18 protein-coding genes and 1 tRNA gene are annotated in these 22,544 nt (G+C 43.1%); 11 read left to right on the top strand and 8 right to left on the bottom strand.

Annotated features, from left to right (window positions below; all coding sequences use genetic code 11):
• The first annotated feature begins 336 nt into the window (after window positions 1-336).
• On the top strand, window positions 337-2,688 hold the full coding sequence (locus KVY11_RS07750; protein ID WP_218288594.1) for a Tex family protein: 2,352 nt from the start codon (window positions 337-339) through the stop codon (window positions 2,686-2,688).
• A 57-nt stretch (window positions 2,689-2,745) separates the two neighbouring features.
• Here the strand turns inward: KVY11_RS07750 and KVY11_RS07745 are convergent, their stop codons facing one another.
• From KVY11_RS07745 to KVY11_RS07735, 3 genes are all read right to left on the bottom strand, one after another.
• Window positions 2,746-3,063, bottom strand: a complete 318-nt coding sequence (locus KVY11_RS07745; RefSeq protein ID WP_004691542.1) for a hypothetical protein — start codon at window positions 3,061-3,063, stop codon at window positions 2,746-2,748.
• A gap of 549 nt (window positions 3,064-3,612) precedes the next feature.
• Window positions 3,613-4,500 (bottom strand): SDR family NAD(P)-dependent oxidoreductase, encoded by an 888-nt coding sequence (locus KVY11_RS07740; RefSeq protein ID WP_159152664.1) that lies wholly within the window; start codon window positions 4,498-4,500, stop codon window positions 3,613-3,615.
• Window positions 4,501-4,808: 308 nt separating this feature from the next.
• A complete protein-coding gene (locus tag KVY11_RS07735) occupies window positions 4,809-6,086 on the bottom strand; it encodes an O-acetylhomoserine aminocarboxypropyltransferase/cysteine synthase family protein (RefSeq protein WP_218288593.1) in 1,278 nt (425 codons plus the stop codon).
• A 295-nt stretch (window positions 6,087-6,381) separates the two neighbouring features.
• Here KVY11_RS07735 and ettA point away from each other — a divergent pair, with 295 nt between their 5' ends.
• Complete coding sequence (gene ettA, locus KVY11_RS07730; protein ID WP_004691537.1) at window positions 6,382-8,043, top strand: energy-dependent translational throttle protein EttA; 1,662 nt, start codon at window positions 6,382-6,384, stop codon at window positions 8,041-8,043.
• Window positions 8,044-8,102: 59 nt separating this feature from the next.
• Here the strand turns inward: ettA and KVY11_RS07725 are convergent, their stop codons facing one another.
• From KVY11_RS07725 to KVY11_RS07705, 5 genes are all read right to left on the bottom strand, one after another.
• Window positions 8,103-8,906: a DUF4198 domain-containing protein gene (locus KVY11_RS07725; RefSeq protein ID WP_218288592.1), complete on the bottom strand. Its 804-nt coding sequence runs from the start codon at window positions 8,904-8,906 to the stop codon at window positions 8,103-8,105.
• A 149-nt stretch (window positions 8,907-9,055) separates the two neighbouring features.
• A complete protein-coding gene (locus tag KVY11_RS07720) occupies window positions 9,056-9,397 on the bottom strand; it encodes a membrane protein (protein ID WP_010327661.1) in 342 nt (113 codons plus the stop codon).
• Between the two features lie 152 nt (window positions 9,398-9,549).
• Window positions 9,550-9,625 (bottom strand) — tRNA-Glu (locus tag KVY11_RS07715).
• A gap of 92 nt (window positions 9,626-9,717) precedes the next feature.
• Complete coding sequence (gene gltX, locus KVY11_RS07710) at window positions 9,718-11,226, bottom strand: glutamate--tRNA ligase (RefSeq protein ID WP_126035030.1); 1,509 nt, start codon at window positions 11,224-11,226, stop codon at window positions 9,718-9,720.
• A 148-nt stretch (window positions 11,227-11,374) separates the two neighbouring features.
• On the bottom strand, window positions 11,375-11,659 hold the full coding sequence (locus KVY11_RS07705; protein ID WP_004978106.1) for a hypothetical protein: 285 nt from the start codon (window positions 11,657-11,659) through the stop codon (window positions 11,375-11,377).
• 388 nt (window positions 11,660-12,047) lie between these two features.
• On the opposite strand from KVY11_RS07705, the gene KVY11_RS07700 reads away from it, so the two are divergent.
• From KVY11_RS07700 to KVY11_RS07660, 9 genes are all read left to right on the top strand, one after another.
• Window positions 12,048-13,046 (top strand): sulfate ABC transporter substrate-binding protein, encoded by a 999-nt coding sequence (locus tag KVY11_RS07700; RefSeq protein WP_218288591.1) that lies wholly within the window; start codon window positions 12,048-12,050, stop codon window positions 13,044-13,046.
• A gap of 252 nt (window positions 13,047-13,298) precedes the next feature.
• Window positions 13,299-14,318 (top strand): sulfate ABC transporter substrate-binding protein, encoded by a 1,020-nt coding sequence (locus tag KVY11_RS07695; protein WP_218288590.1) that lies wholly within the window; start codon window positions 13,299-13,301, stop codon window positions 14,316-14,318.
• 187 nt (window positions 14,319-14,505) lie between these two features.
• Window positions 14,506-15,429, top strand: coding sequence for a 16S rRNA (cytosine(1402)-N(4))-methyltransferase RsmH (gene rsmH, locus KVY11_RS07690; protein ID WP_218288589.1), 924 nt, complete (start codon window positions 14,506-14,508; stop codon window positions 15,427-15,429).
• Window positions 15,429-15,761: a cell division protein FtsL gene (ftsL, locus tag KVY11_RS07685; RefSeq protein ID WP_004691506.1), complete on the top strand. Its 333-nt coding sequence runs from the start codon at window positions 15,429-15,431 to the stop codon at window positions 15,759-15,761. The genes rsmH and ftsL overlap by 1 nt, the downstream gene beginning before the upstream one ends.
• Before the next feature lie 12 nt (window positions 15,762-15,773).
• Window positions 15,774-17,597 (top strand): penicillin-binding protein PBP3, encoded by a 1,824-nt coding sequence (gene ftsI, locus KVY11_RS07680; protein ID WP_010327652.1) that lies wholly within the window; start codon window positions 15,774-15,776, stop codon window positions 17,595-17,597.
• 7 nt (window positions 17,598-17,604) lie between these two features.
• On the top strand, window positions 17,605-19,101 hold the full coding sequence (locus KVY11_RS07675; RefSeq protein WP_218288588.1) for a UDP-N-acetylmuramoyl-L-alanyl-D-glutamate--2,6-diaminopimelate ligase: 1,497 nt from the start codon (window positions 17,605-17,607) through the stop codon (window positions 19,099-19,101).
• 9 nt (window positions 19,102-19,110) lie between these two features.
• Window positions 19,111-20,520 (top strand): UDP-N-acetylmuramoyl-tripeptide--D-alanyl-D-alanine ligase, encoded by a 1,410-nt coding sequence (gene murF / locus KVY11_RS07670; RefSeq protein ID WP_168158672.1) that lies wholly within the window; start codon window positions 19,111-19,113, stop codon window positions 20,518-20,520.
• Complete coding sequence (mraY, locus tag KVY11_RS07665; protein WP_058951625.1) at window positions 20,521-21,639, top strand: phospho-N-acetylmuramoyl-pentapeptide-transferase; 1,119 nt, start codon at window positions 20,521-20,523, stop codon at window positions 21,637-21,639.
• 69 nt (window positions 21,640-21,708) lie between these two features.
• Complete coding sequence (locus tag KVY11_RS07660) at window positions 21,709-22,515, top strand: putative RNA methyltransferase (protein ID WP_218288587.1); 807 nt, start codon at window positions 21,709-21,711, stop codon at window positions 22,513-22,515.
• Window positions 22,516-22,544 lie beyond the last annotated feature (29 nt).

Raw genomic sequence — 22,544 nt, 5'->3', positions numbered from 1 at the left:
TGAAGTGCTCCTTTATTCTTTATTGTCATCGTAAACAAAAGTCGGGATAGTCTTGAGTATACGACTCATTTGTATGTCTTTACTATGCTCTAAAGCAACAAATATTGCAGGTAAAATCAAGACATAGATACCAAATGTATACATCTTAGCCCATAGAAAAAAATGGCAAAGAATACCTAAAAATAAGATTTAACACTGAAAATGAGATGGATTTATGAAATTTGCCTGAAATATGTCACATTTAAGCCATTAAATTAATAAAAACAGTTGTGGATTTTATAGTCTTGGTCTTTATAATCATGGCTTTTAGTACATATCCTTGTGGGATCACATACGATGACTGACTTAGTTCAGCAGTTGGCAAAAGAAATTGCCGTACGTCCAAATCAAATCGAGGCTGCCATCAAGTTGATTGATGAGGGTGCTAGCGTTCCATTTATTGCGCGTTACCGTAAAGAAGTCACGCAAGGCTTAGATGATGCGCAGTTACGTCAGCTCGATACACGTTTGGCTTATTTACGTGACTTATTTGAACGTCGCGACAAGGTAATCGAATCATTAAAAGAACAAGACAAATTGTCTGATGATTTATTGGCACGTGTAAATGCTGCTGAAACTAAAAATGCCTTAGAAGAAATTTACGCACCATACCGTCCAAAACGGACCAGTAAATCATTTAAAGCCAAAGAAGCAGGCTTAGGCCCGATTGCAGAAAAAATCTTTGCAGAAGCGGTTGATCCAGCTGAAGCATTGGCAGACTTTAGCCATGAAGATTATCAAGATCTAGAAAGTCAGTTGGATGCGATCCAACATATTCTAATTGATGACTGGGCGCAGAACATTGCACTGACCACTGAACTTAAGGCCACGTTTGCAAAAACGGCCACTTTAAAAAGTTTAGTGGCAAGTGATGAGAAAAAAGAAGTTGGCAAAAAATTCCGCGATTACTTCGACTTTTCTGAAAATTTAAATAAAGTCCCGTCACACCGCTTATTGGCTATGTTACGTGGTCGTCAAGAAAATGTTTTAGGTTTAAAAGTTGATGGCGAAGATGATGCACCATTGGCGCGTATTGAAACAGAATACAGCCTTGAAACTGCACAGCCGCAAGCACGTCAAGACTATTTAAAACAAACGGCTAAATTGTTCTGGTTAGGCAAGGTTCGTCCAAGTATCGAACATTCGTTGCTCACCGAAAAACGTCTTGCAGCTGAATCTGAAGCCATGGATGTTTTTGCTGAAAACTTACGTCATTTGCTGTTGTCTGCACCCGCGGGCGCACGTACAACCCTAGGTGTGGACCCTGGTATCCGTACAGGGGTGAAATTGGCTGTGGTGAATGCATCGGGTGATGTACTTACACATAGCACGATTTATCCATTTGCACCCAAAGATGATAAAGCGGGTTCAATTGCAGAACTTGCCCGTTTATGCCGCGAGTTTAATGTTGACCTGATTGCCATTGGCAATGGTACAGCAAGCCGTGAAACAGAAAGCGTTGTGGCTGAAATGATGGCTGCAAACAGTGATTTAAAACTGACACGTGTTTCTGTATCAGAAGCGGGTGCATCGGTTTATTCAGCATCTGAATTGGCTTCTGCGGAGTTACCAGAGTTAGATGTGTCGATTCGTGGTGCAGTGTCGATTGCACGTCGTTTACAAGACCCATTGGCTGAACTGGTGAAAATCGATCCAAAATCGATTGGTGTAGGTCAGTACCAACATGATGTGAACCAAACTGGTTTAGCGAAAACCCTTGAAGCAGTCGTTGAAGACTGTGTGAACTCAGTGGGTGTGGATGTTAATACTGCATCATCTGCTATCTTGGGTTATATCGCAGGTTTGAATAAGTCGATTGCGCAGCAAATTGTCGATTTTCGTAAAGAAAATGGCCGTTTTGACAACCGCCAAGATTTGAAAAAAGTGCCACGTTTAGGCGAGCGTACTTTTGAACAAGCGGCAGGTTTCTTACGTATTCAAGATGGTTCAGAGCCACTGGATGCTTCTGCTGTTCACCCAGAGTCTTATGCGCTGGTGGGTAAAATTGTTGAAGCGAAAGCGACGACGGTGAAAGATATCATTGGTAACTCTGAAATCATTCGCCAAGTGAATGCTGAAGAATTTGCAGATGAGAAATTTGGTTTACCAACTATTCAAGATGTACTGTCTGAACTGGAAAAACCAGGTCGTGATCCGCGTCCAGAGTTCCGTACAGCAAAATTCCGTGAAGACATTACGGAAGTTGCGCAACTGACTGAAGGCATGCAGCTTGAAGGCGTCGTGACCAATGTGACGAACTTCGGTGCTTTTGTGGATGTGGGTGTACACCAAGATGGTTTAGTCCATATTTCAGAATTGGCCAATGAATTCGTTGCAGATCCGCATAAAGTGGTAAAGCCGGGGCAAATTGTGCAAGTACGTGTACTCACTGTAGATGCTGAGCGTAATCGTGTGAATTTGTCGATGCGCCCTGAAGGTGCTGAAGCGCCTAAAGCTCCGCGTCAACCACGTCGTGAAAATACAGAGCGTAGTGAACGTAAACCACAAGGTAAACGTCCACAACAAGCACGTTTGCAAGGCGAGCGTGCTCAAACAAACAAGAAGCCGCAAACGGCTAAACCTCAAGAAAATAAAATTGGTGGTTTAGGTGCATTGTTACTTCAAGCAGGGATTAAAGGTTCGAAATAATCTTTAAGATTTGAATAAAAAAAACCTCCCAAGTGGGAGGTTTTTTTATGGTTACTTTTATCCGTTGATGATGGGCACGATCCAACTGGTGATAATCAGCATAATGCCAAAGTGCCCAAGCTTTCGGCAAACTTTGACAAAAGTTGGAGCGGGTTGTTCTAGTCTCGTCGCATAATCTTTGAGGCTTATGGCTTGGGTGCTGCGGCTATGCCACAGGAAAACAGCAAGATCGATACAGATTAGAATCGTCCCGACATTGGCCACGATATCCATCATCACATAATCTTGTAAATACAGGCTACTGCCTACTCGGTAGCAGAGATAAATCGCAAAAGCGATACACACATATTGCAGTACGAAAGTAAAAGCGCGCATAAATTCACAAAATAAAAAAAGACGGCTGTTTATAACACAAAAAGTAGAAGGGTCACGTCGTCTTTATCTTTTGTCCACAAAAAAAGTATGAGTCTTAACTGATTAGGCTTTGTGCAATTAGGCTGGAAAAAATGGAGACTAAACCTATTTTTGAAAAAATATTGCAATACATGCTTGCTGATTGTGAGGTTGGCTTATTTTTTGTTTCTAGCGAGTATATTTCACTCGTCAGTGGGGTAGGCTGTTGAGATGCGCGTTGGCTCTTAAAGCCAAATTCGAGTAAGATCATCAGCAAACCACCATGAATCAGCACTTGCCAGATTGAAATATGAGAGAGGGTGAGTTCTGTATACAGATTAAAAGCAGTGATTGCAGCAAAGATGAAGCAAAAAAGCTTGAATAAATAAAGTGCCTGCATTTCTTTTCCCCTTTTATTGTTGCTCTTATGGTGGACTTTTTTTCTTAAGCGAATATTAAGAACTATAAAAGAGTTGCGAAAAATTTAGCTACCCAACCTTTAATCAAAGGTTGGGTAAATTGTAAGAAAACTTACCAATGTTCACCTGGGAATAAGCGTGCATACGCTTTTTGTACCCAGTTAAGTTTTTGTGGTTCACCCACAGACGCGGTAGAACTTGGGAATAAGTTATAACCAATCGACATCAGCTTATTGTTGATGTCTGGTGCAATTGAATAAGTGATCGATGCCAAACGACCTAAGTTAGTTGCCACTTTCTTCGGACGCTTCACAATCGCATAAGCAACCAGATCTGCTGCTTGTTCAGGCGAAAGAGTCGGGACGTATTTATAAATTTTTGTCGGTGCAATCATCGGGGTGCGTACCAAAGGCATATACACCGAGGTAATCGCAATTTTATGTGAATGCACTTCGGCAGAAAGACAGCGACTGAATGCATCTAATGCCGCTTTAGACGCCACATAAGCCGAGAAACGAGTGGCATTTGCCAATACGCCAATCGAGCTAATGTTAATAATATGCCCATCACGACGAATCATCATTTGTGGCAGGATGTTCATGACTAAACGTACCGCACCAAAGTAATTGAGCTGCATGGTGCGTTCAAAGTCGTGGAAGCGTTCCGCTGACTCGTGCACCGCGCGGCGGATTGAACGGCCTGCGTTATTAATTAAAATATCAATATGATCGACTGAAGCTAAAATCTGCTTAGAAACTTCATCAATCGAGTCTAAATCATTTAGGTCACATGGAAAAACAGAAGCTGAACCCCCTTTGGCTTCGATTTCTGCTTTAACTTCTTCTAATGTTTCTTTGGTGCGCGAAACTAAAAGGACGTGTGCTCCTGCGTCAGCCAGTTTGTGTGCAACGGTTAAACCAATACCACTTGAAGCGCCTGTAATTAAGACGGTTTTTCCATTTACACGTTCTTTAAAAAGTCTATCTATTCTTGAATTCACGTTATCATTCCTGATCTAAGTCAAATATTTGAGGGTTATGGCTGTTTTTGTATTCGATTATTTAGGCTGCATTTTCGGAGAAATGTAGCGGCTTTCCTTCACGGTATAATACCTAAACTGCTTAAAAATATCACGGCATAAGTTATTGAAATAATAAATAATTTTAGAGCAAAAACTCTATTTTATTGGTTCTAATGACTTGTTTTTACCATGAATTCAAGCGAAGTGAAAGGGCTATAAATATAAAAGACAAGCGTATAAAAAACCTCAATCATGTGATTGAGGTTTTAAGTTTAGTGGTCTGTATTTTAGACTTGAGCCAAGGCCTGCTCTAAATCTGCAATCAAATCATCAATATGTTCAATGCCTACAGATAAACGCACCATGTCAAGACTTACTCCAGCAGACTTTAATTCCGCTTCATTCAGTTGGCGATGTGTGGTGGTGGCGGGGTGGCAGGCCAGACTTTTGGCATCGCCAATATTGACCAAGCGAGTGAAGAGTTGCAGAGCATCAATAAAGCGGGTGCCACCTTCACGGCCATCTTGTACCCCAAAGGATAAAATTGCCGAAGGTTTTCCTTTGACATATTTTTGCGCTAAGCCATGCTGAGGGTGAACTTTCAGGCCAGCATAGTTGACCCATTTCACTTTGGGATGGGCTTGTAAATATTCTGCGACTTTCTGCGCATTTTCAGTATGACGTTCCATACGCAGATTTAGCGTTTCTAAGCCTTGTAGAATCAAGAACACGCTTAAAGGGCTAATCGCAGCTCCGGTATTGCGTAATGGCACCACGCGGGCACGTGCAATATAAGCTGCTTCGCCTAAAGCTTCGACATAGTTCACGCCGTGATAGCTTGGGTCTGGCGTATTTAGCACTTTAAAGCGCTCAGGATATTGGCCCCAAGGAAATTTACCACTATCGACAATCGCTCCACCAATCGAGTTACCATGCCCGCCAATATATTTGGTTAATGAATGCACCACAATGTCTGCCCCATATTCAAAGGGTTTCAGCAGCGCAGGGGTTGCGACGGTATTATCGACCACCACAGGCACGCCATACTCATGTGCGATTTTGGCAATCGCTTCTAGGTCAATGATATTGCCGAGTGGGTTGCCAATCGATTCAACAAAGACCAATTTGGTTTTTTCATCAATTAAACCACGTAGGGCTTCTGGATCTTGATAATCAAAGAAACGGACTTCAATGCCTTGCTTCGGTAGAGTGTGGGCAAATAGGTTATAAGTGCCACCGTACAAGGTCGAGACGGAAGCAATGTTATCACCTGCTTCGGTAATCGTCTGAATCGCATAAGTAATGGCTGCCATGCCAGAGGCTAAGGCCAACGCGCCAATACCGCCTTCGAGTGCAGCCAAACGTTGTTCTAGCACCGCAGTGGTCGGGTTCATAATTCGGGTATAAATATTGCCTTGAACTTTTAGGTCAAATAGATCCGCACCATGTTGCGTATTATCAAAGGCATAAGACGTGGTTTGATAAATCGGTACGGCCACTGCTTTGGTGGTGGCTTCGGGGCTATAACCAGCATGGATAGCCAAAGTTTCATCTTTATAGGTCATGGGACTTCATCTGCGTGAGTTAAATATTGCACAGTCTACCATCAATGAATATGAGTGAAAGTGTGAAAATAATGAATATTTATCTAAAAAATTCATAAAGATGAGCTGCGATCAGCTACTTGTCTGCGGAAAAGTGAGATAAAGAGGGTGTTTAAAAAACAACCGCACTGAAAGTTGTAACATTGCATTGAAGATCGGTTTCATGCCTTATTTTTTCAACGTATTCATCGTATAATGCCCGCAAATATTTTTTCGCTTCTTGCGATTTTTTGGTTTTTCTATTGAGGAGTCCTACGTGGCCCAATATATTTATACGATGAACCGAGTGTCTAAGATGGTTCCGCCTAAGCGCGAAATCTTAAAAGACATCTCTTTGTCATTTTTCCCGGGTGCAAAAATTGGTGTACTTGGTTTAAACGGTGCAGGTAAATCGACCTTGCTTCGTATTATGGCGGGCGTAGACAAAGATTTCTCTGGTGAAGCTCGTGCGCAACCGGGTATCAAAATCGGTTATTTAGAGCAAGAGCCGCCACTTGATCCAAATAAAGATGTGCGTGGAAACGTAGAAGATGGTTTACGTGAACCATTGGATGCTTTGGCGCGTTTGGATGAAGTATTTGCTGAATATGCAGCAGAAGATGCAGACTTTGATGCATTGGCAAAAGAGCAAGAAAAACTTGAAGCGATTATCCATTCATGGGATGCGCATAACCTGAGCAACCAAATGGATCAAGCTGCAGCTGCCTTGAACCTACCAGCTTGGGATGCAGATGTCACACTACTTTCCGGTGGTGAGCGTCGTCGTGTTGCATTGTGTCGTTTGCTTTTATCTAAGCCAGACATGTTGCTTCTAGACGAACCGACGAACCACTTGGATGCAGAATCTGTGTCTTGGTTAGAGCGTTTCTTGAAAGACTTTGCTGGCACGATTGTGGCGATTACGCACGATCGTTATTTCTTGGATAACGTAGCGGAATGGATTCTTGAGCTTGACCGCGGTATGGGTATTCCATATCAAGGCAACTATTCTTCTTGGTTAGAGCAAAAGAATGCGCGTCTAGAACAAGAGAACAAGCAAGAAGAATCTTTTGCTAAAGCATTGAAGAAAGAACTTGAATGGGTTCGTTCAAATGCCAAAGGTCAGCAAAAGAAAAACAAAGCGCGTATGGAGCGTTTTGAAGAGCTTAACTCACGCGAATTCCAACAGCGTAACGAAACTTCTGAAATCTATATTCCACCTGGCCCACGTCTAGGGAATAAAGTCGTAGAAGTGGAAGGCATCAGCAAATCATTTGATGGTCGCGTACTGTACGAAAACCTAAGCTTTACCGTACCGCCTACAGCAATTGTGGGTATCGTGGGTCCAAACGGTGCGGGTAAAACCACACTGTTCCGTATGATGACTGGTGAACAACAGCCAGATACAGGTACGGTGACTTTGGGTGAGTCGGTTAAAGTAGCGTATGTGGGTCAGATTCGTGACACCTTAGATAACAATAAAACCGTTTGGGAAGAAGTTTCTGGCGGTTTGGATATCTTAAGAATTGGCGATTATGAAATTGCATCACGTGCTTATATCGGTCGCTTTAACTTTAAAGGTCAAGACCAGCAGAAGCGTGTAGGGGAGCTGTCAGGTGGTGAGCGTAACCGTTTACAACTGGCGAAAATTCTGCAAATGGGCGCAAACGTCATCTTACTGGATGAGCCATCGAACGACTTGGATATCGAAACCTTACGTGCACTTGAGGATGCAATTCTTGTATTCCCAGGTACGGTAATGGTGGTGTCGCACGACCGTTGGTTCCTTGACCGTATTGCAACGCACATCTTGTCGTTTGAGAACGAACAGCCTGAATTCTACGAAGGTAACTATGCTGAGTATGAAGCTTATCGTTTAGCGCGTTTAGGTGATGCTGCGGTTCAAAAACGTACCAAATACAAGAAAATTGGCGGTTAATTTTCCCGCATAAGAAAACCAGCCTTCGGGCTGGTTTTTTTATGCTTAGCAATTGCCGCTTAAGGCATTTTAGGGGCATTCACTTGTAAGCTGATAATGGTGTAATACTGATTTTTAGGTTTTGCTTTGGCATCGACTTTTTCGCTCACTTCAATCAGGTATTGCCCAGCTTGTGCAAACGTGAGTGTGGCATTGCCTTGTGCATCGACAGGTGTGCTTTTCGCTTGTTGCTCAAGCTCACCTTGAGCGCGAACCATGAGTTCTGCGTGTGCAAGGGCTTTGCCTGCTTGAGTAATTTGCAGTTGTACAGGCTGTTGCACCGTGATTTGGTTTGGATGGGTTTTGAATTTGACTTGAATTGGGGCTGGCGTTACAGCGACAGGTGTGGTGCTGTCTTTGCTCACATAGCTTTGAATGCTCCATTCGCGAACCGTAGAGACCTTGCTTGGTACTTTTCCTTTAAAGTCACTTGGTATGACATAGTCACGCTCGCTTAGAGTAGGGACTTTATCTGCTGCGACATCAACAAAGATTTTCCATTGACGATTATGTTGTACATATTCAATTGGATATGAGGTCTTGGCAAAAATGGTATAGGTGCCTTTTTCTGGTAGCTTAAGATCAAATGCAGTTGCAGATTCTAAGTGCTTCTGTGCTTGAATCGTCGTCTGTGTTTGGTTTGGTTGGAAAACGCTGAATGAAATATCTTTTAGGGCATATTCAGGATGAAAGGCTTGTTCTGCATAGGCGCTCAATACAGGGACTTGGGTATTTTCAGTGTGATACGCCAGTGGAGCGACATAGGGTTCATGTGCTTGAGCCACTGAACAGAATAAAAGTGTGCAGAGTAGAGCGTTTTTCATAGAGACTAGGCCTAAAAATATTTCGTAAGATGAGGTTTTTGATTATATCGAGAAAAACTAACAGGTGATAATAATTATTATTTATTATTTGAGTAGATAAAAAGGGAGTGCATAGACTCCCTTTTTGGATGCGGGTTCTAAGTCAAGGCTTAGATTTCCCACTCATGGTCACATTCACGGCATTTCCATTTTTTCTGAGACTGCATGAAGCCTTGCATTGAAATCTTAAAATCAGGAAGGTCGCGGTAAAATAGGAAGCCTGCAATTACACACACGATGAAAACCACAACCGTTGCAATTTGTAATGTTGAGCCAGCGCCATCCCCGAACAGCCACATTGCGATGCTAATGAGCACCAAAAGTAATAATACAAAAATGGCTGGAACCAAAAAAACTAGGCTTTTAGGCACAACAGGGCGTGTTGCTGGAGCCCCTGCTTGAGCAACAGGCATAATTTTTGGGCTTTGACATTGAGGACAACGATATTGCATTACAACTCCAAAATTCGAATCTATGCTGTATTCTAATCGGATTGGAGCAGAAAGCCAAAAAAGCGTGGTAATGAAGTGCTGATAATTTTGAGGCAATAAAAAACCCAAGTCATAATGCTTGGGTTTTTTACTAGATGTTGTCATCTTAAATATGGCGTCCCTACGGGGATTCGAACCCCGGTTACCGCCGTGAAAGGGCGATGTCCTAGGCCTCTAGACGATAGGGACTTATTGAGGCATCACGTTGAGTGGTTAACACCGTCTCTCTGTGTGAGCGCTATATTAGGGATATAACGCTCATGCGTCAACTAAAAAATCAATTAAGCTTCATCAACTGCGTCATTTTTCGGCAATTTTAGACTTTCATTGAGTTTTTCCCAAACTTTTGCTTCTTTTTTGCTTGGACCACCCACAATTTCAAGGGCATGGCGTAAGCGTGCGAAGGTTAAGTCAGGGCCAATGGTGACCATAGTTTGCATCACAGGGGTCGAAGCGGTCGAACCGGCAATCGCAATAAAGAACGCTGGCATAAAGTCACGGAGCTTAATTTCCATTTGGCTGGCTAAGTCCATCAAGGTTTGACTTACAGTGTCATTGTTCCATGTGAACATGCTTTCCAAACGCCAAATTGCAAATTGAAGGCTTTGGCGAACTTGTTCTTCGCTCAGTTTCTTGCTTTCAAACTGTTCTTTGGTCAAGCTTGGGAACTGGTTAAAGTAATGTGCAGACCAATTCACCGCTTCTGAAAGTAAGTTGATACGAGGTTGAATCGCTGCGGCGATGTCTTCGAGCATCTTACGATCTGCTTTCCATGCCAATAAAGTATCTAACAGTTCAGCAGGGCTTAAGCCTTTGATCCATTGACCATTGAGCCAATTCAATTTTTCCACATCAAAAATTGGACCACCGAGGGATACCCGTTGAATGTCAAAGTGTTCAATCATCTCGGCCAATGTGAATTTTTCGCGTTCATCTGGCATCGACCAGCCCATGCGGCCTAAGTAGTTCAACAAGGCTTCAGGCAAGACACCAATATTTTTGTAGTAGTTAATAGAGGTTGGGTTCTTACGTTTCGACAGTTTTGATTTGTCTGGGTTACGTAATAATGGCATATGACCCAGTACAGGCATTTCCCAACCAAAGTATTGATACAGCAACTGATGTTTAGGTGCAGAAGGTAACCATTCTTCGCCACGGAAAACGTGGGTGATTTGCATCAAATGGTCATCGACTACATTGGCAAGGTGATAGGTCGGTAAACCATCTGTTTTAAGCAACACTTGCATGTCCACTTGCACCCAAGGAATTTCCACTTCCCCGCGCAGTAAGTCATTGACTGTACAAATGCCTTCTTCGGGTACTTTCATACGAATCACGTGTGGCTCACCTGCGGCAAGACGACTTTGGACTTCTTCAGCAGATAATTTTAAACCACGGCCATCGTACTTTGGTGTTTCACCACGGGCCTGTTGTTCTGCACGCATTTGATCCAACTCTTCGCTCGTTGCAAAGCAGTAGAACGCATGACCTTTTTCAACCAAATCCAGTGCATATTGCTTATAAATATGCATGCGTTCAGACTGGCGATACGGTGCATGTGGCCCGCCAATGTCTGGACCTTCAGACCAATTCAATCCTAACCAACGCAATGAATCTAAAATCATTTTTTCAGATTCAGGAGTCGAACGAAGTTGGTCGGTATCTTCAATCCGCAGAATAAATTCACCACCATGTTGCTTGGCATAGCATAAGTTAAATAACGCAATATACGCTGTGCCCACATGCGGGAAGCCAGTTGGAGAGGGTGCAATACGAGTACGAACAGTCATAGCCAATTATGATTCAGAATGTAAATTGAGGTCTATTATAACGAAAAAGCCCGACCACTTAATGCTTAATTCAACATTCAGTGATCAGGCTTTTATGTGCAAATGTCATAACTTGAGAGGGGTTATGACGCTGTTGCCTATTTTTAGTTTAGAGGAACAATGATTGCACAAAACGGCTAAAGCGCTGGTTTTGTGTAGCAAAGAAATTTTGTGTCGGTGCAACTTTGATTGAAGTCATGATTTTTAAATCATTATCCGTCATCGTGGTTCGGTCACTGCCTTTTTGTTGGCTGAGCGCTTTTTCGATCAACGATGTTTTCTCAGTGGGCATCGTCGCTTTGTCATTGCTTTGAATGGCTGCACTATGTCCCAGTTGGCTAAAACAAGCCAAGCCGATACTCAATGTAACGGTATGTAAAAATGTTGCTTTCATGTCCTTTTCCCCCTCTCAACATGGTATTGGAACAGATTTTTATTAAAGTCATTGGTAATCTAGTTTCAATTTAACCGATTTTACAAATAAAAAAGCAGAACTGTGTCACACAATTTACAAAATTATAAACAAATTTGGGCTAAATTGACATTTAAACATCAAATATAAATCATTTGGCTTTTTGTACCAAATAACTGTGGAGATAGCATGGAGATTTTGAGCTTGATCTGTGGAGGATGGATATGGGGTTATCCTTAAAAGTGCAAAAAATAGTCCTTTTAGAGATATCTTTTTATCAGATATAAAAGCCATAATTAATTATAACTAGATGATTGTGTTGATTTTTTGTTGTTTATATAGTAAGCAAATTCAGTTCGAGTATAAAGCAATGAAAAAAATATTAGCGACATCTATTTTAGTATTACTTGGGGGCTTGGCAGCCAGTGCTTATGCGGCAAAAGATTTTTTAAATGTGTCTTATGACCCGACCCGTGAGTTTTATCAAGAATATAACCAAGCCTTTGGACAGTATTGGAAAAGCAAAACTGGGCAGGAGGTCAACTTTAAACAGTCTCATGGTGGATCGGGCAAGCAAGCACGTGCCGTTGCAACGGGTCTACAAGCAGATGTGGTGACCTTGGCCTTGGCCAATGATATTGATGAAATTGTGAATACTGGACAAATTGATAAAAATTGGCAAAAAGAATTTCCAAATAATTCTGCACCTTATACGTCAACCATTGTTTTTTTAGTGCGTAAGGGTAATCCGAAACAAATTAAAGACTGGAATGATTTAACCAAACCGGGGGTTGAGATCATTACCCCAAATCCAAAAACAGGCGGTGCGCCGCGTTGGATCTATTTATCGGCTTGGGGGTATGCATTAAAACAACCGGGAGGTAATGATGCGAAAGCCAAAGAATTGGTGAAAAAACTTTATCAAAATGTCAAGGTCCTTGATTCAGGTGCGCGAGGTTCATTGACCACGTTTGCTGAACGAAGCATAGGAGATGTGTTGTTGTCTTGGGAAAATGAAGCCTTACTGGCAACCCAAGGCCTCGGTAAAGACAAATACGATATTGTTTATCCGTCTATTTCGATTTTAGCGGAGCCATCGGTTGCGATTGTGGACAAAACCGTCGACAAAAACGGCAATCGAAATTTGGCCAAGGGCTATTTAAATTATCTGTATTCGCCAAAAGGGCAGGAGTTGGCGGCGAAGCATTTCTTCCGTCCACGAAATAAACAAGTGGCGAACAAATACCTTACGCAATTTCCAAAGCAAAAAACCTTTAATATTAATGATGTCTTTGGAGGGTGGGCCAAAGCGCAGAAAACTCACTTTGTAAATGGTGCGATTTTTGATCAAATTTATGCTGAAAAATAAACGTGCTGTGGTTTAATGAGATCACGTTCGAACATAAAAGTGGATATACGCATATCCACTTTTATTATATTTTAAGCATAAAAATGTATATAATAAGAATAAGTAAAGTGTTTGCTATTATTTTAAATAAAAACAATTCATTAAGTCTCAGTGATTCTAAAGTAACGAGTATTTAAAAAACAAAAGTGAATTGCGATTTATGATTTTGTTTCATATATTTAGCATAATTCTTGATATTTAATTTAATACGCCATGAAAATGCATTTGAAATCTCTCTGGGCTGCTGCCGTAGTGGCAACAGGTCTGACATTCAGTATGACATCAGCTCAAGCGGCTGATCGTACTATGCTCAATGTCTCCTATGATGCAACACGTGAATTTTACGATGAGTTCAATAAATCCTTTGGTGCTTATTGGCAAAGTCGTACAGGACAAACGGTCGATTTTAAACAGTCACACGGGGGTTCAGGTAAACAAGCCCGTTCGGTCGTTGATGGTCTAAAAGGGGATGTGGTGACCTTGGCCCTAGCCAATGACATTGAAGAAATTGTCAAATCGGGTCAAATCCAGCCGGGTTGGCAAAAAGAGTTCCCAAATAACTCTGCACCTTATACGTCGACCATTGTGTTCATGGTACGCAAAGGCAACCCGAAAAAAATTAAGGACTGGTCTGATTTAACCAAACCGGGTGTACAAATTATTACGCCTAATCCTAAAACAGGCGGTCTACCACGTTGGGTGTATCTGTCTGCTTGGGGTTATGCACTGAAACAACCAGGTGGCAATGAGGCCAAAGCCAAAGAGTTCGTGGGTAAAATGTATCATAACGTGAAAGTCATGGACTCTGCGGCACGGGCGTCTATGACCACCTTTGCAGAACGTCGCATTGGTGATGTGTTGTTGACTTGGGAAAATGAAGCCTTAGTGACACAAAAAACTTTAGGTAAAAATCAATTCGATATTGTTTATCCATCGATCTCGATTTTAACTGAGCCTTCGGTGGCAATCGTGGATAAGACCGTGGCGAAAAATGGCAACAAGTGGTTAGCACAGGGTTATATCAACTATTTATATTCACCACTGGGTCAGGAAATGGCGGCGAAACACTTCTATCGTCCACGTAATACTGCGGTTTTAGAAAAATATAAAGCGCAATTTCCACCGTTAAAAACCTTCACCATTGATGAAGTGTTTGGTGGTTGGGCCAATGCTCAAAAGACCCACTTTGTGAATGGGGCGACCTTCGACCAAATCTATAATAGCCGTAAATAATCCAGTTAATTATTTCAGCTGCTGCTTAAAAAGCCTCCCTTGGGAGGCTTTTTTGATAATGAATGCCGTTTAAAAACGGTTTTGTCTATGAAAAGTAATATTTCCCTACAAAAAGTCGTTTGGAGCTTTGTTAAAACAAGGTAATAATGTGCAGTTACATTTTTCCTTCCGATCATATTGAGTCTTTATGTCGCATATTTCTGTATTACTTCACGAAACTGTTGATGCTTTGGTAGCAGATCGCAATACAGGGATTTTCATTGATGGGACGTTTGGTCGTGGCGGACATGCACGCTTGCTGTTGTCTAAGCTGGATGAAAATGCACGTGTCTATGGTTTTGATAAAGACCCGCAAGCACTGGAAACAGCCGCGATTTTAGAACAAGAAGATCCACGTTTTAAAATTATCCATGCCAGCTTTGCTGACCTTAAGCATGAGTTAGAAGTACGCGGCATTGGCTTGGTCGATGGGGTCATGGCCGATTTGGGGGTGTCTTCACCGCAGCTTGATCAGGCGGAGCGTGGCTTTAGTTTTATGAAAGATGGACCACTGGATATGCGTATGGACAATTCAAAAGGTCCAACCGCAGCGCAGTGGTTGGTCAATATTGAAGAAGAGGCGTTAGCCAATATTATTTTCCAATATGGTGAAGAGCGTTATAGCCGTCGTATTGCCAAAGCCATTAAAGCGGCTGGGTTGATTGAAACCACAGCGCAGTTGGCTGAAATTGTGAAAGTAGCGCACCCGAAATGGGAAAAAAATAAACATGCCGCAACACGAACTTTCCAAGCAATTCGTATTGCCATTAATAAAGAATTAGAAGATATTGAAGTTTTCCTACCGCAAGCGGTAGACGTATTAAAACCGAATGGTCGCTTGGCTGTGATTAGCTTCCATTCGCTAGAAGATCGATTAATTAAACAATTTATTCAAAAAGAGTCGACACTTGAGGAAGATATGGGTTGGGGTATGCCACAACAACGACCAGATACACGTCGTTTAAAGAAAGTATCACGTGTGAAAGCAAGTGATGCCGAGGTTAAAGCCAATCCACGTTCACGTAGTGCGTGGCTTAGAGTTGCAGAGCGCTTAGCACTTAAAGGCGAATAATGAAAACTGAAGTCGTTGAAAAAATTCCAACAAAGTTAAAGTTTAAGAAGCTGATTGCCTATGTCATTTTATTGGTGCTGGTGTTTATCAGTGCCATGATGGTGGTGTTCCAAGTGTTTGAATACCGCCATGACTATCGCGAAATGAGCTCTTTTATGCGCGAGCGTGATGACTTAAATGCAGAGTGGGGCCGTTTGCTGATTGAACAGCAAACTTTTGGCGCAACTGCACAAATTGGAACGCGCGCGGTGACGCAACTGCGGATGTATTCACCACCTGCGGCGCAAACCGTAGTGATTTCTTTACCCACGACTTCAGAAGACAAAAAATAAGGCCGCTGTAACATGGTAGAAAAGCGTAAACCCACTCGTAAAAAACAGCAAGCGGTGACTGAAAAATCGGCTCTACAGGTTGAAATGTGGCGCTTTTATCTCATGTGGGCGGTGGTTTTAGCTTGCTTTATTGCTTTGGTTGGACGTGCTTTTTACGTACAGGTTATTAATACTGAGTTTTTGCAAAATAAAGCCAATGCCAATATTTTAAGAACCGAAAAAATTAAAGCCATGCGTGGTGTGATTTATGACCGTCATGGTGTGCCTTTGGCGATCAGTACGCCGATTATGAAAGTGGTGATTGATCCACGTGATTATTTTGATAATAAAAAACTGTTTGATGAAATTACTGCTGAATTAGCCAAAGATCCACACAATCGTAAATTGAAGCGTCAATTACCAGACAAAAACTTAAATCTGGATGAACTGGCTGATGCCGTGGGCATGGATCGTGCGGAACTGAAGCGGAAACTGAATGAACGTCCGCGTTCGCGCTACTTGGTTTTGAAAAAAGAAGTGCCACCTCAGCAAGCTGAACTGATTGCGAAACGTGAGTTCCAAGGGGTGTATACCGAAAAGAACTACAAGCGTTACTATCCGCAGCCACAACCGAATGCGCAAATTATTGGTTTGACCAACAGTGAAGGTTCGGGCATTGAAGGTTTAGAAATGCAGCTGAATCAACGCCTGTCGGGTATTGATGGTGAGCAGCAAATTGTTCGAGATAAAAAGGGCAATCGTTTTAAAGATGCCGAGGTGGTTAAAGAAGTTGAGCCAGGCGAAAATATTACGCTCAGTATTGATTCGCGCCTTCAATACATTATGTACCGTGAACTGACCGCTGCGGGTGTAGCCAATAATGCTCGTTCTGCAACAGCGATTGCGGTCGATGTGAAAACGGGTGAAATTTTAGCGATGGCGTCGTGGCCGTCGTATAACCCGAACGATAAAAACAGTTTGTCCAATAAAGACGCCATGCGTAACCGTGGTGCGGTTGACTCTTTCGAGCCGGGTTCAACCATGAAGCCTTTGACCATTTCAATGGCCTTGGAAAGCGGCAAATATATGCCGAATACTGTGGTCAATACCACTCCGGGTTCAATGCGGGTCGGTAACCACACCATTCGAGATACGCATAACTATGGTCCACTGACTTTGGGTGGAATTATTCAAAAATCGTCTAACGTGGGTGTGGCTAAAATTGCTTTGTCTCTCCCTTATGCAACTTTACCGACTTTTTATAAACGTCTCGGTTTTGGTCAGCGTTCTGCGGTTAAATTCCCGGGTGAAAGTGGTGGTTTAATTCTTCCGCCAAGTAAATGGAATGTATCGGAAGTGGCGACCATGGCATATGGTTACGGTTTAAATGCGACTGTGCTGCAAATGGTGGATGCTTATGCCATGTTGGCTAACAAAGGTGTGAAAATGCCTTTGAGTTTGTATAAGTTAGATGCGCCTCCCCGTGGTGAACAAATGATTGATCCAAAAATTGCGGATCAAGTTTTGTTGATGATGGAAACAGCAACCTTACCAGGTGGTACTGCGACGCGTGCGACTATTCCGGGTTACCGTGTGGGGGGTAAAACAGGAACCGCACATAAGTTGCGTGCTGACCGTAAAGGCTACTCAACCAATGAATATCGTGCACTTTTTGCTGGTGTTGCACCCGTTAGCGACCCGCGTTTAGCGATGGTGGTTGTGGTCGAAAATCCGCAAGGGACCTACTATGGTGGTACGGTGTCTGCGCCTGTATTTGCCCGTGTTATGCAAGAATCCTTACGTTTAATGAACGTGCCTTTAGATAAACCTTTAGATGCTCCTGTAATCAAGAGATAGGTGATGAATGTCCATTACATTTCAACAACTCTACACCGCTAACCAAAACGCTGAATGGATGGCACAGCCATTTCAAGGTTTTGTTCTTGATAGTCGTAAAGTACAGGTAGGGCAAATTTTTATTGCGCTGACATCACTTTCACAACCTGAGAAAACAGAGCAGTTTGCGCAAATAGCCTTGGACAAAGGGGCTTTAGCGGTGGTGAGTGAAACTGAGCTTGCACTTGAAAACAGTATTGTGGTGCCGAATGTACGCCACTTGATGGGAGGCTGGCAAAAGCAATTTTTGTTGACCACTAGCCAAGTACAGCCTGCTCGCATTTTAGCGGTGACGGGAACCAATGGTAAAACCACCATTTCTCGTTTGGTCGCTGAACTGTTGATGTTGCAAGGTCAGTCTTGTGCTGTAATGGGCACGACAGGGAATGGCATTTTACCCAATTTAGAAGCATCGTCGCATACCACCTTGGATGCGCTGCACTTACAAAATGCACTACATAGCTATGCCAAGCAAGGGGCTGAATTTGCATCGATTGAAGCCTCTTCGCATGGTTTGGAACAAGGTCGTTTAGCGGGCAGTGAAATTGAAATTGCTGCATATAGTAACTTAAGTCGTGACCATTTGGACTACCATGGCACGCTTGAGGCCTATGCCGAAGCTAAATCTCGCTTGTTTCAATTTCCATCATTGAAAGTTGCAGTCATCAATCTGGATGATGAGCATGCTGGAGTCATGATTCAAGCGGCACAAAATAATCCAGCCCAACCGAAAATTTTAACCTATTCAACCTTGCAGCCTGCAGACTATCTGGTGAAGAATATTCAATATAGCCTGACGGGTGCGAACTTTAGCTTGTCTACGGCACAGGCCGAATATCAGGTACAGAACCCATTATTGGGTCATTTTAATATTGAAAATTTGGTCGCAAGTTTAATTATGGTTGAACAAGCGGGTTTTGATTTAGCCGATGTGGTTACTACGACAGCACAGCTCAAAGGTGCACCAGGTCGTATGCAAGTGATTCGTGATGATGCGCGTTTATTTGTGGTTGATTATGCGCATACGCCTGATGCTCTGGTGCAAGTCTTAAGCACGTTGAAGCGCCATGTAGAACAGCAACTCTGGGCAGTATTTGGTTGTGGTGGAGACCGCGACCGTGGCAAACGCCCACTCATGACCCAAGCAGCATTAAACGGAGCAGATGTGGTGTTATTGACTTCAGATAACCCACGTACAGAAAATCCTGAGCAAATTTTTGCCGATATGAAAGCGGGTGTTGATTTCTCAACTCGTGTGTTTCATGAAATCCATGATCGTCGTGAAGCGATTAAATTTGCCGTTCAACAGGCCCAAGCGGGTGATATTGTCGTGATTGCAGGCAAAGGTCATGAAAACTATCAAGAAATAGAGGGTGTTCGACATTGGTTTGACGATGTCGTCGAAGTGCAATCCGCGATTGATGCACAGCACCACACTACTGATTCTGCTTATCCTGCACACTAAGGAAGTCGTATGCATACCTCAACAACCAGCACAGTGCCTTTAGTGTCATGGACCGCCGCACAGTTACTCGAAGCCACCCAAGGTTATTGGCTAAATGATCAAGCGCCAAATACTGAAATTAAGCGTATTTTGACGGATTCGCGTGATGCAGAAGCAGGAGATGCTTTCTTGGCACTCAAAGGCGAACGTTTTGATGCGCATGCTTTTATTACGCAAGTTGCTGAACAAGGCTGCCAAGTGGCCATTGTGAGCCAGCCTATAGATGCGGAGATTTGTCAGTTGGTGGTGCCTGATACACGTTTGGCATTGGGACAGCTGGGGGCTTATCGTCGTGCACAAAATCCACAGTTAAAAGTGATTGCACTGACGGGTAGTAGTGGTAAAACCACCACCAAAGAAATGTTAGGCAGTATTTTGTCACGTATAGCACCAACGTTGGTGACCCGTGGCAATCTGAATAATGACTTGGGTGTGCCAGTCATGTTATTGGAATTACGTCCTGAGCATCAATATGCAGTGATGGAATTGGGTGCAAGCCATCAAGGTGAAATTGATTATACCTCGAATTTGGTCCAGCCCTTGGTTGCAGGCATTATCAATATTGGTACAGCACACTTGGGTGAGTTTGGTGGACGCGATGGTATCTGCCGTGCCAAGTCTGAGATTTATGCGCATATTGCCCCAAATGGAACATCTATTGTTCCTGCAGCCGATGATTTTGCCGATAGCATTCGCCAAGCAGTGCAAACTGAACAGGTGCTCAGCTTTGGTGCGGGTGGTGAAATCTTTGCCACTGAGATTGAGTTACAGGCACAATCGGCAACGTTTAAGTTGAATACCCCGCAAGGCGTGAGTCAGGTGAATTTACCATTTGCTGGGGAGCATAATGTTCAAAATGCAACCGCTGCGGCAGCTTTTGCTTTAGCGATTGGTATTAGCTTGGATGATATCGTGCTTGGCCTTGAGCAAGCGGTCGGTGCAAAAGGGCGTTTGAACTTTATTCAACAAGGCCGTCATTTGTTGATTGATGATACCTATAATGCCAACCCAACTTCTATGCGTGCCGCTGCTGAAGTGCTTGCACAGCAAGAGGGGGTTCGGGTGATGGTGATGGGTGATATCGGTGAGCTAGGTAGCTCTGCTGCACAGCAGCACTATATGCTGGGGCGTGATTTAGTCTCAGTGAAAGGGCTAAACTTCGTAGTGGCTGTCGGTGAATTTGCACCTGCGGCACAAGAAGGTGCACGCAGCACCCAATATGGCAAAAAAATGCAGGCTTTTTTGAATCAAGAGCAGGCTTTGCCGTTCTTACTCAGTTTAATTGAAACACATCAACCCCAGTCTATGAGTTTCCTGTTTAAAGGTTCTCGTTATACCCATATGGAAACGTTGATGGCTGATTTGATGGAGAAACTCTAAATGTTGTTATGGTTATTTGAACAACTGGCGGGCTACCATAGTTCGTTTCAGGTGGTTCGTTATTTAACATTGCGTTCTTTGCTCAGTGTTTTAACCGCACTGACCATTGGTCTAGTGCTCGGTCCTGTGATGATTCGCAAGTTGCAAGCACTCAAATATGGTCAAGCCGTGAGTTCATATGCTCCTGAAAATCATGCCAAAAAAATGGGTACACCAACCATGGGCGGGGTGTTGATCTTACTCTCAATTGGTATCTCCACACTGTTGTGGGCAGATTTATCCAACCCTTATGTATGGATTGTCTTGGCAGTGATGGTGATTTTTGGTGCAGTGGGTTGGGCCGATGACTGGATCAAGATTCGCTATAAAGACAATGCAGGCTTACCTGCCCGTAAAAAGTTCTTTTGGACGTCGCTTGCGTCACTGGGTGCTGGTATTGCACTATATGTAATTGCGCAGCAACAGACTAATCCTGTACATACCGCAAATATGCTAGATCTGCTAATTCCATTTTTTAAAGATTTAAGTATTCCTTTGTCGGTGATTCCGTTGGGTATTGGTTTTATCATTTTCACCTATTTGGTGATTAATGGTGCATCAAATGCCGTGAACCTCACTGATGGTTTGGATGGTTTAGCGATTATGCCTGTGGTGCTGGTTGCTGCAGGTCTAGGTGTATTTGCATATCTGGCTGGTGATGTCCGGTTTGCCAATTATTTACATATTCCTTATGTGCGCTTTGCCTCTGAATTGGTGGTGATTTGTGCAGCCATGATTGGCGCAGGTTTGGCCTTCCTTTGGTTTAATGCACACCCTGCTCAGGTTTTCATGGGTGATGTGGGTGCATTATCATTGGGTGCAATGCTCGGTACAATTGCGGTCATGGTTCGTCAGGAAATTGTCTTTGCTATTATGGCTGGTGTGTTCTTGGTTGAAGCGATTTCAGTCTTCTTGCAAATTGGTTCGCTCAGAATGCGCAATAAACGGGTATTCCTGATGGCGCCATTACACCACCATTATGAGAAAAAAGGCTGGCGTGAAACCCAAGTGGTGATTCGTTTCTGGATTATCACAATTATGCTGGTAGTTTTAGGGCTAATGACCTTAAAATTGCGCTAAGCAAAAGTATGAAAAGAGTCGGCATTTGCCGGCTTTTTTTATGCTTGAGGTAATGTCTTGGAGAAAATAATGAATCTGCTCATGTGTCCTGTGTGTCGTGAGGCTTTAACTTTAAACGAAAGAACATGGCGCTGTGCGAATTCACATAGTTATGATGTGGCGAAACAAGGCTACGTCAATTTGCATGTCGTTCAACATAAGCACAGCAAAAATCCGGGGGATACGCCTGAGTCGGTACAAGCCCGCCGTGCATTCTTAAGTGCAGGTCATTACGCGCCGCTACAGCAAGCAGTGATCAATAAGGTGCGTGAGTTACGTATTGAAAATTTACTCGATATTGGCTGTGGTGAAGGCTATTACACCGATACGATGCAGGCTGAAGTGCTGCAATGTGTCGGTGTTGATATTGCAAAAAATGCAGTGCAAGTGGCTGCGAAAATCAATAAAAATATCACGTGGGTGGTGGGTACAGGGGCAACTTTACCCGTGTTGGATCAATCGATTGATCTATGTAGTAGTTTGTTTAGCCCGATTCCAAAACAAGAGATTTTAAGGGTGCTCAAACCGCAAGGATATTTGTTGGTGGTGACGCCGGCGCCTCAGCATTTATATGCAATGCGTGAGGCTTTGTTCGAAGAGGTGAAGCCGCATGAACCGAGCAAATTTGTAGAGCAGTTGAATGATGCGTTTGATTTGGTGAGTGATGATGTTGTCGATGCTGAATTTAAGCTTAATCAGCAGGACTTAAAAAACCTGATTGCGATGACGCCTTATGCCTATAAGGCGAAACAAGAGCGCCGTGAAGCTTTAGAGGCTCAAACAGCTTTTGAACTACACGCCCAGTATCAAATTTTACTGTTTCAGAAAAAAGCATAAGTATAAAAAAGCCCGCAGATGCGGGCTTT

This window comes from Acinetobacter sp. CWB-G5, assembly GCF_019209785.1.
Lineage (GTDB): Bacteria > Pseudomonadota > Gammaproteobacteria > Pseudomonadales > Moraxellaceae > Acinetobacter > Acinetobacter johnsonii.
This window is presented reverse-complemented; position numbering and strand designations above follow the sequence as displayed.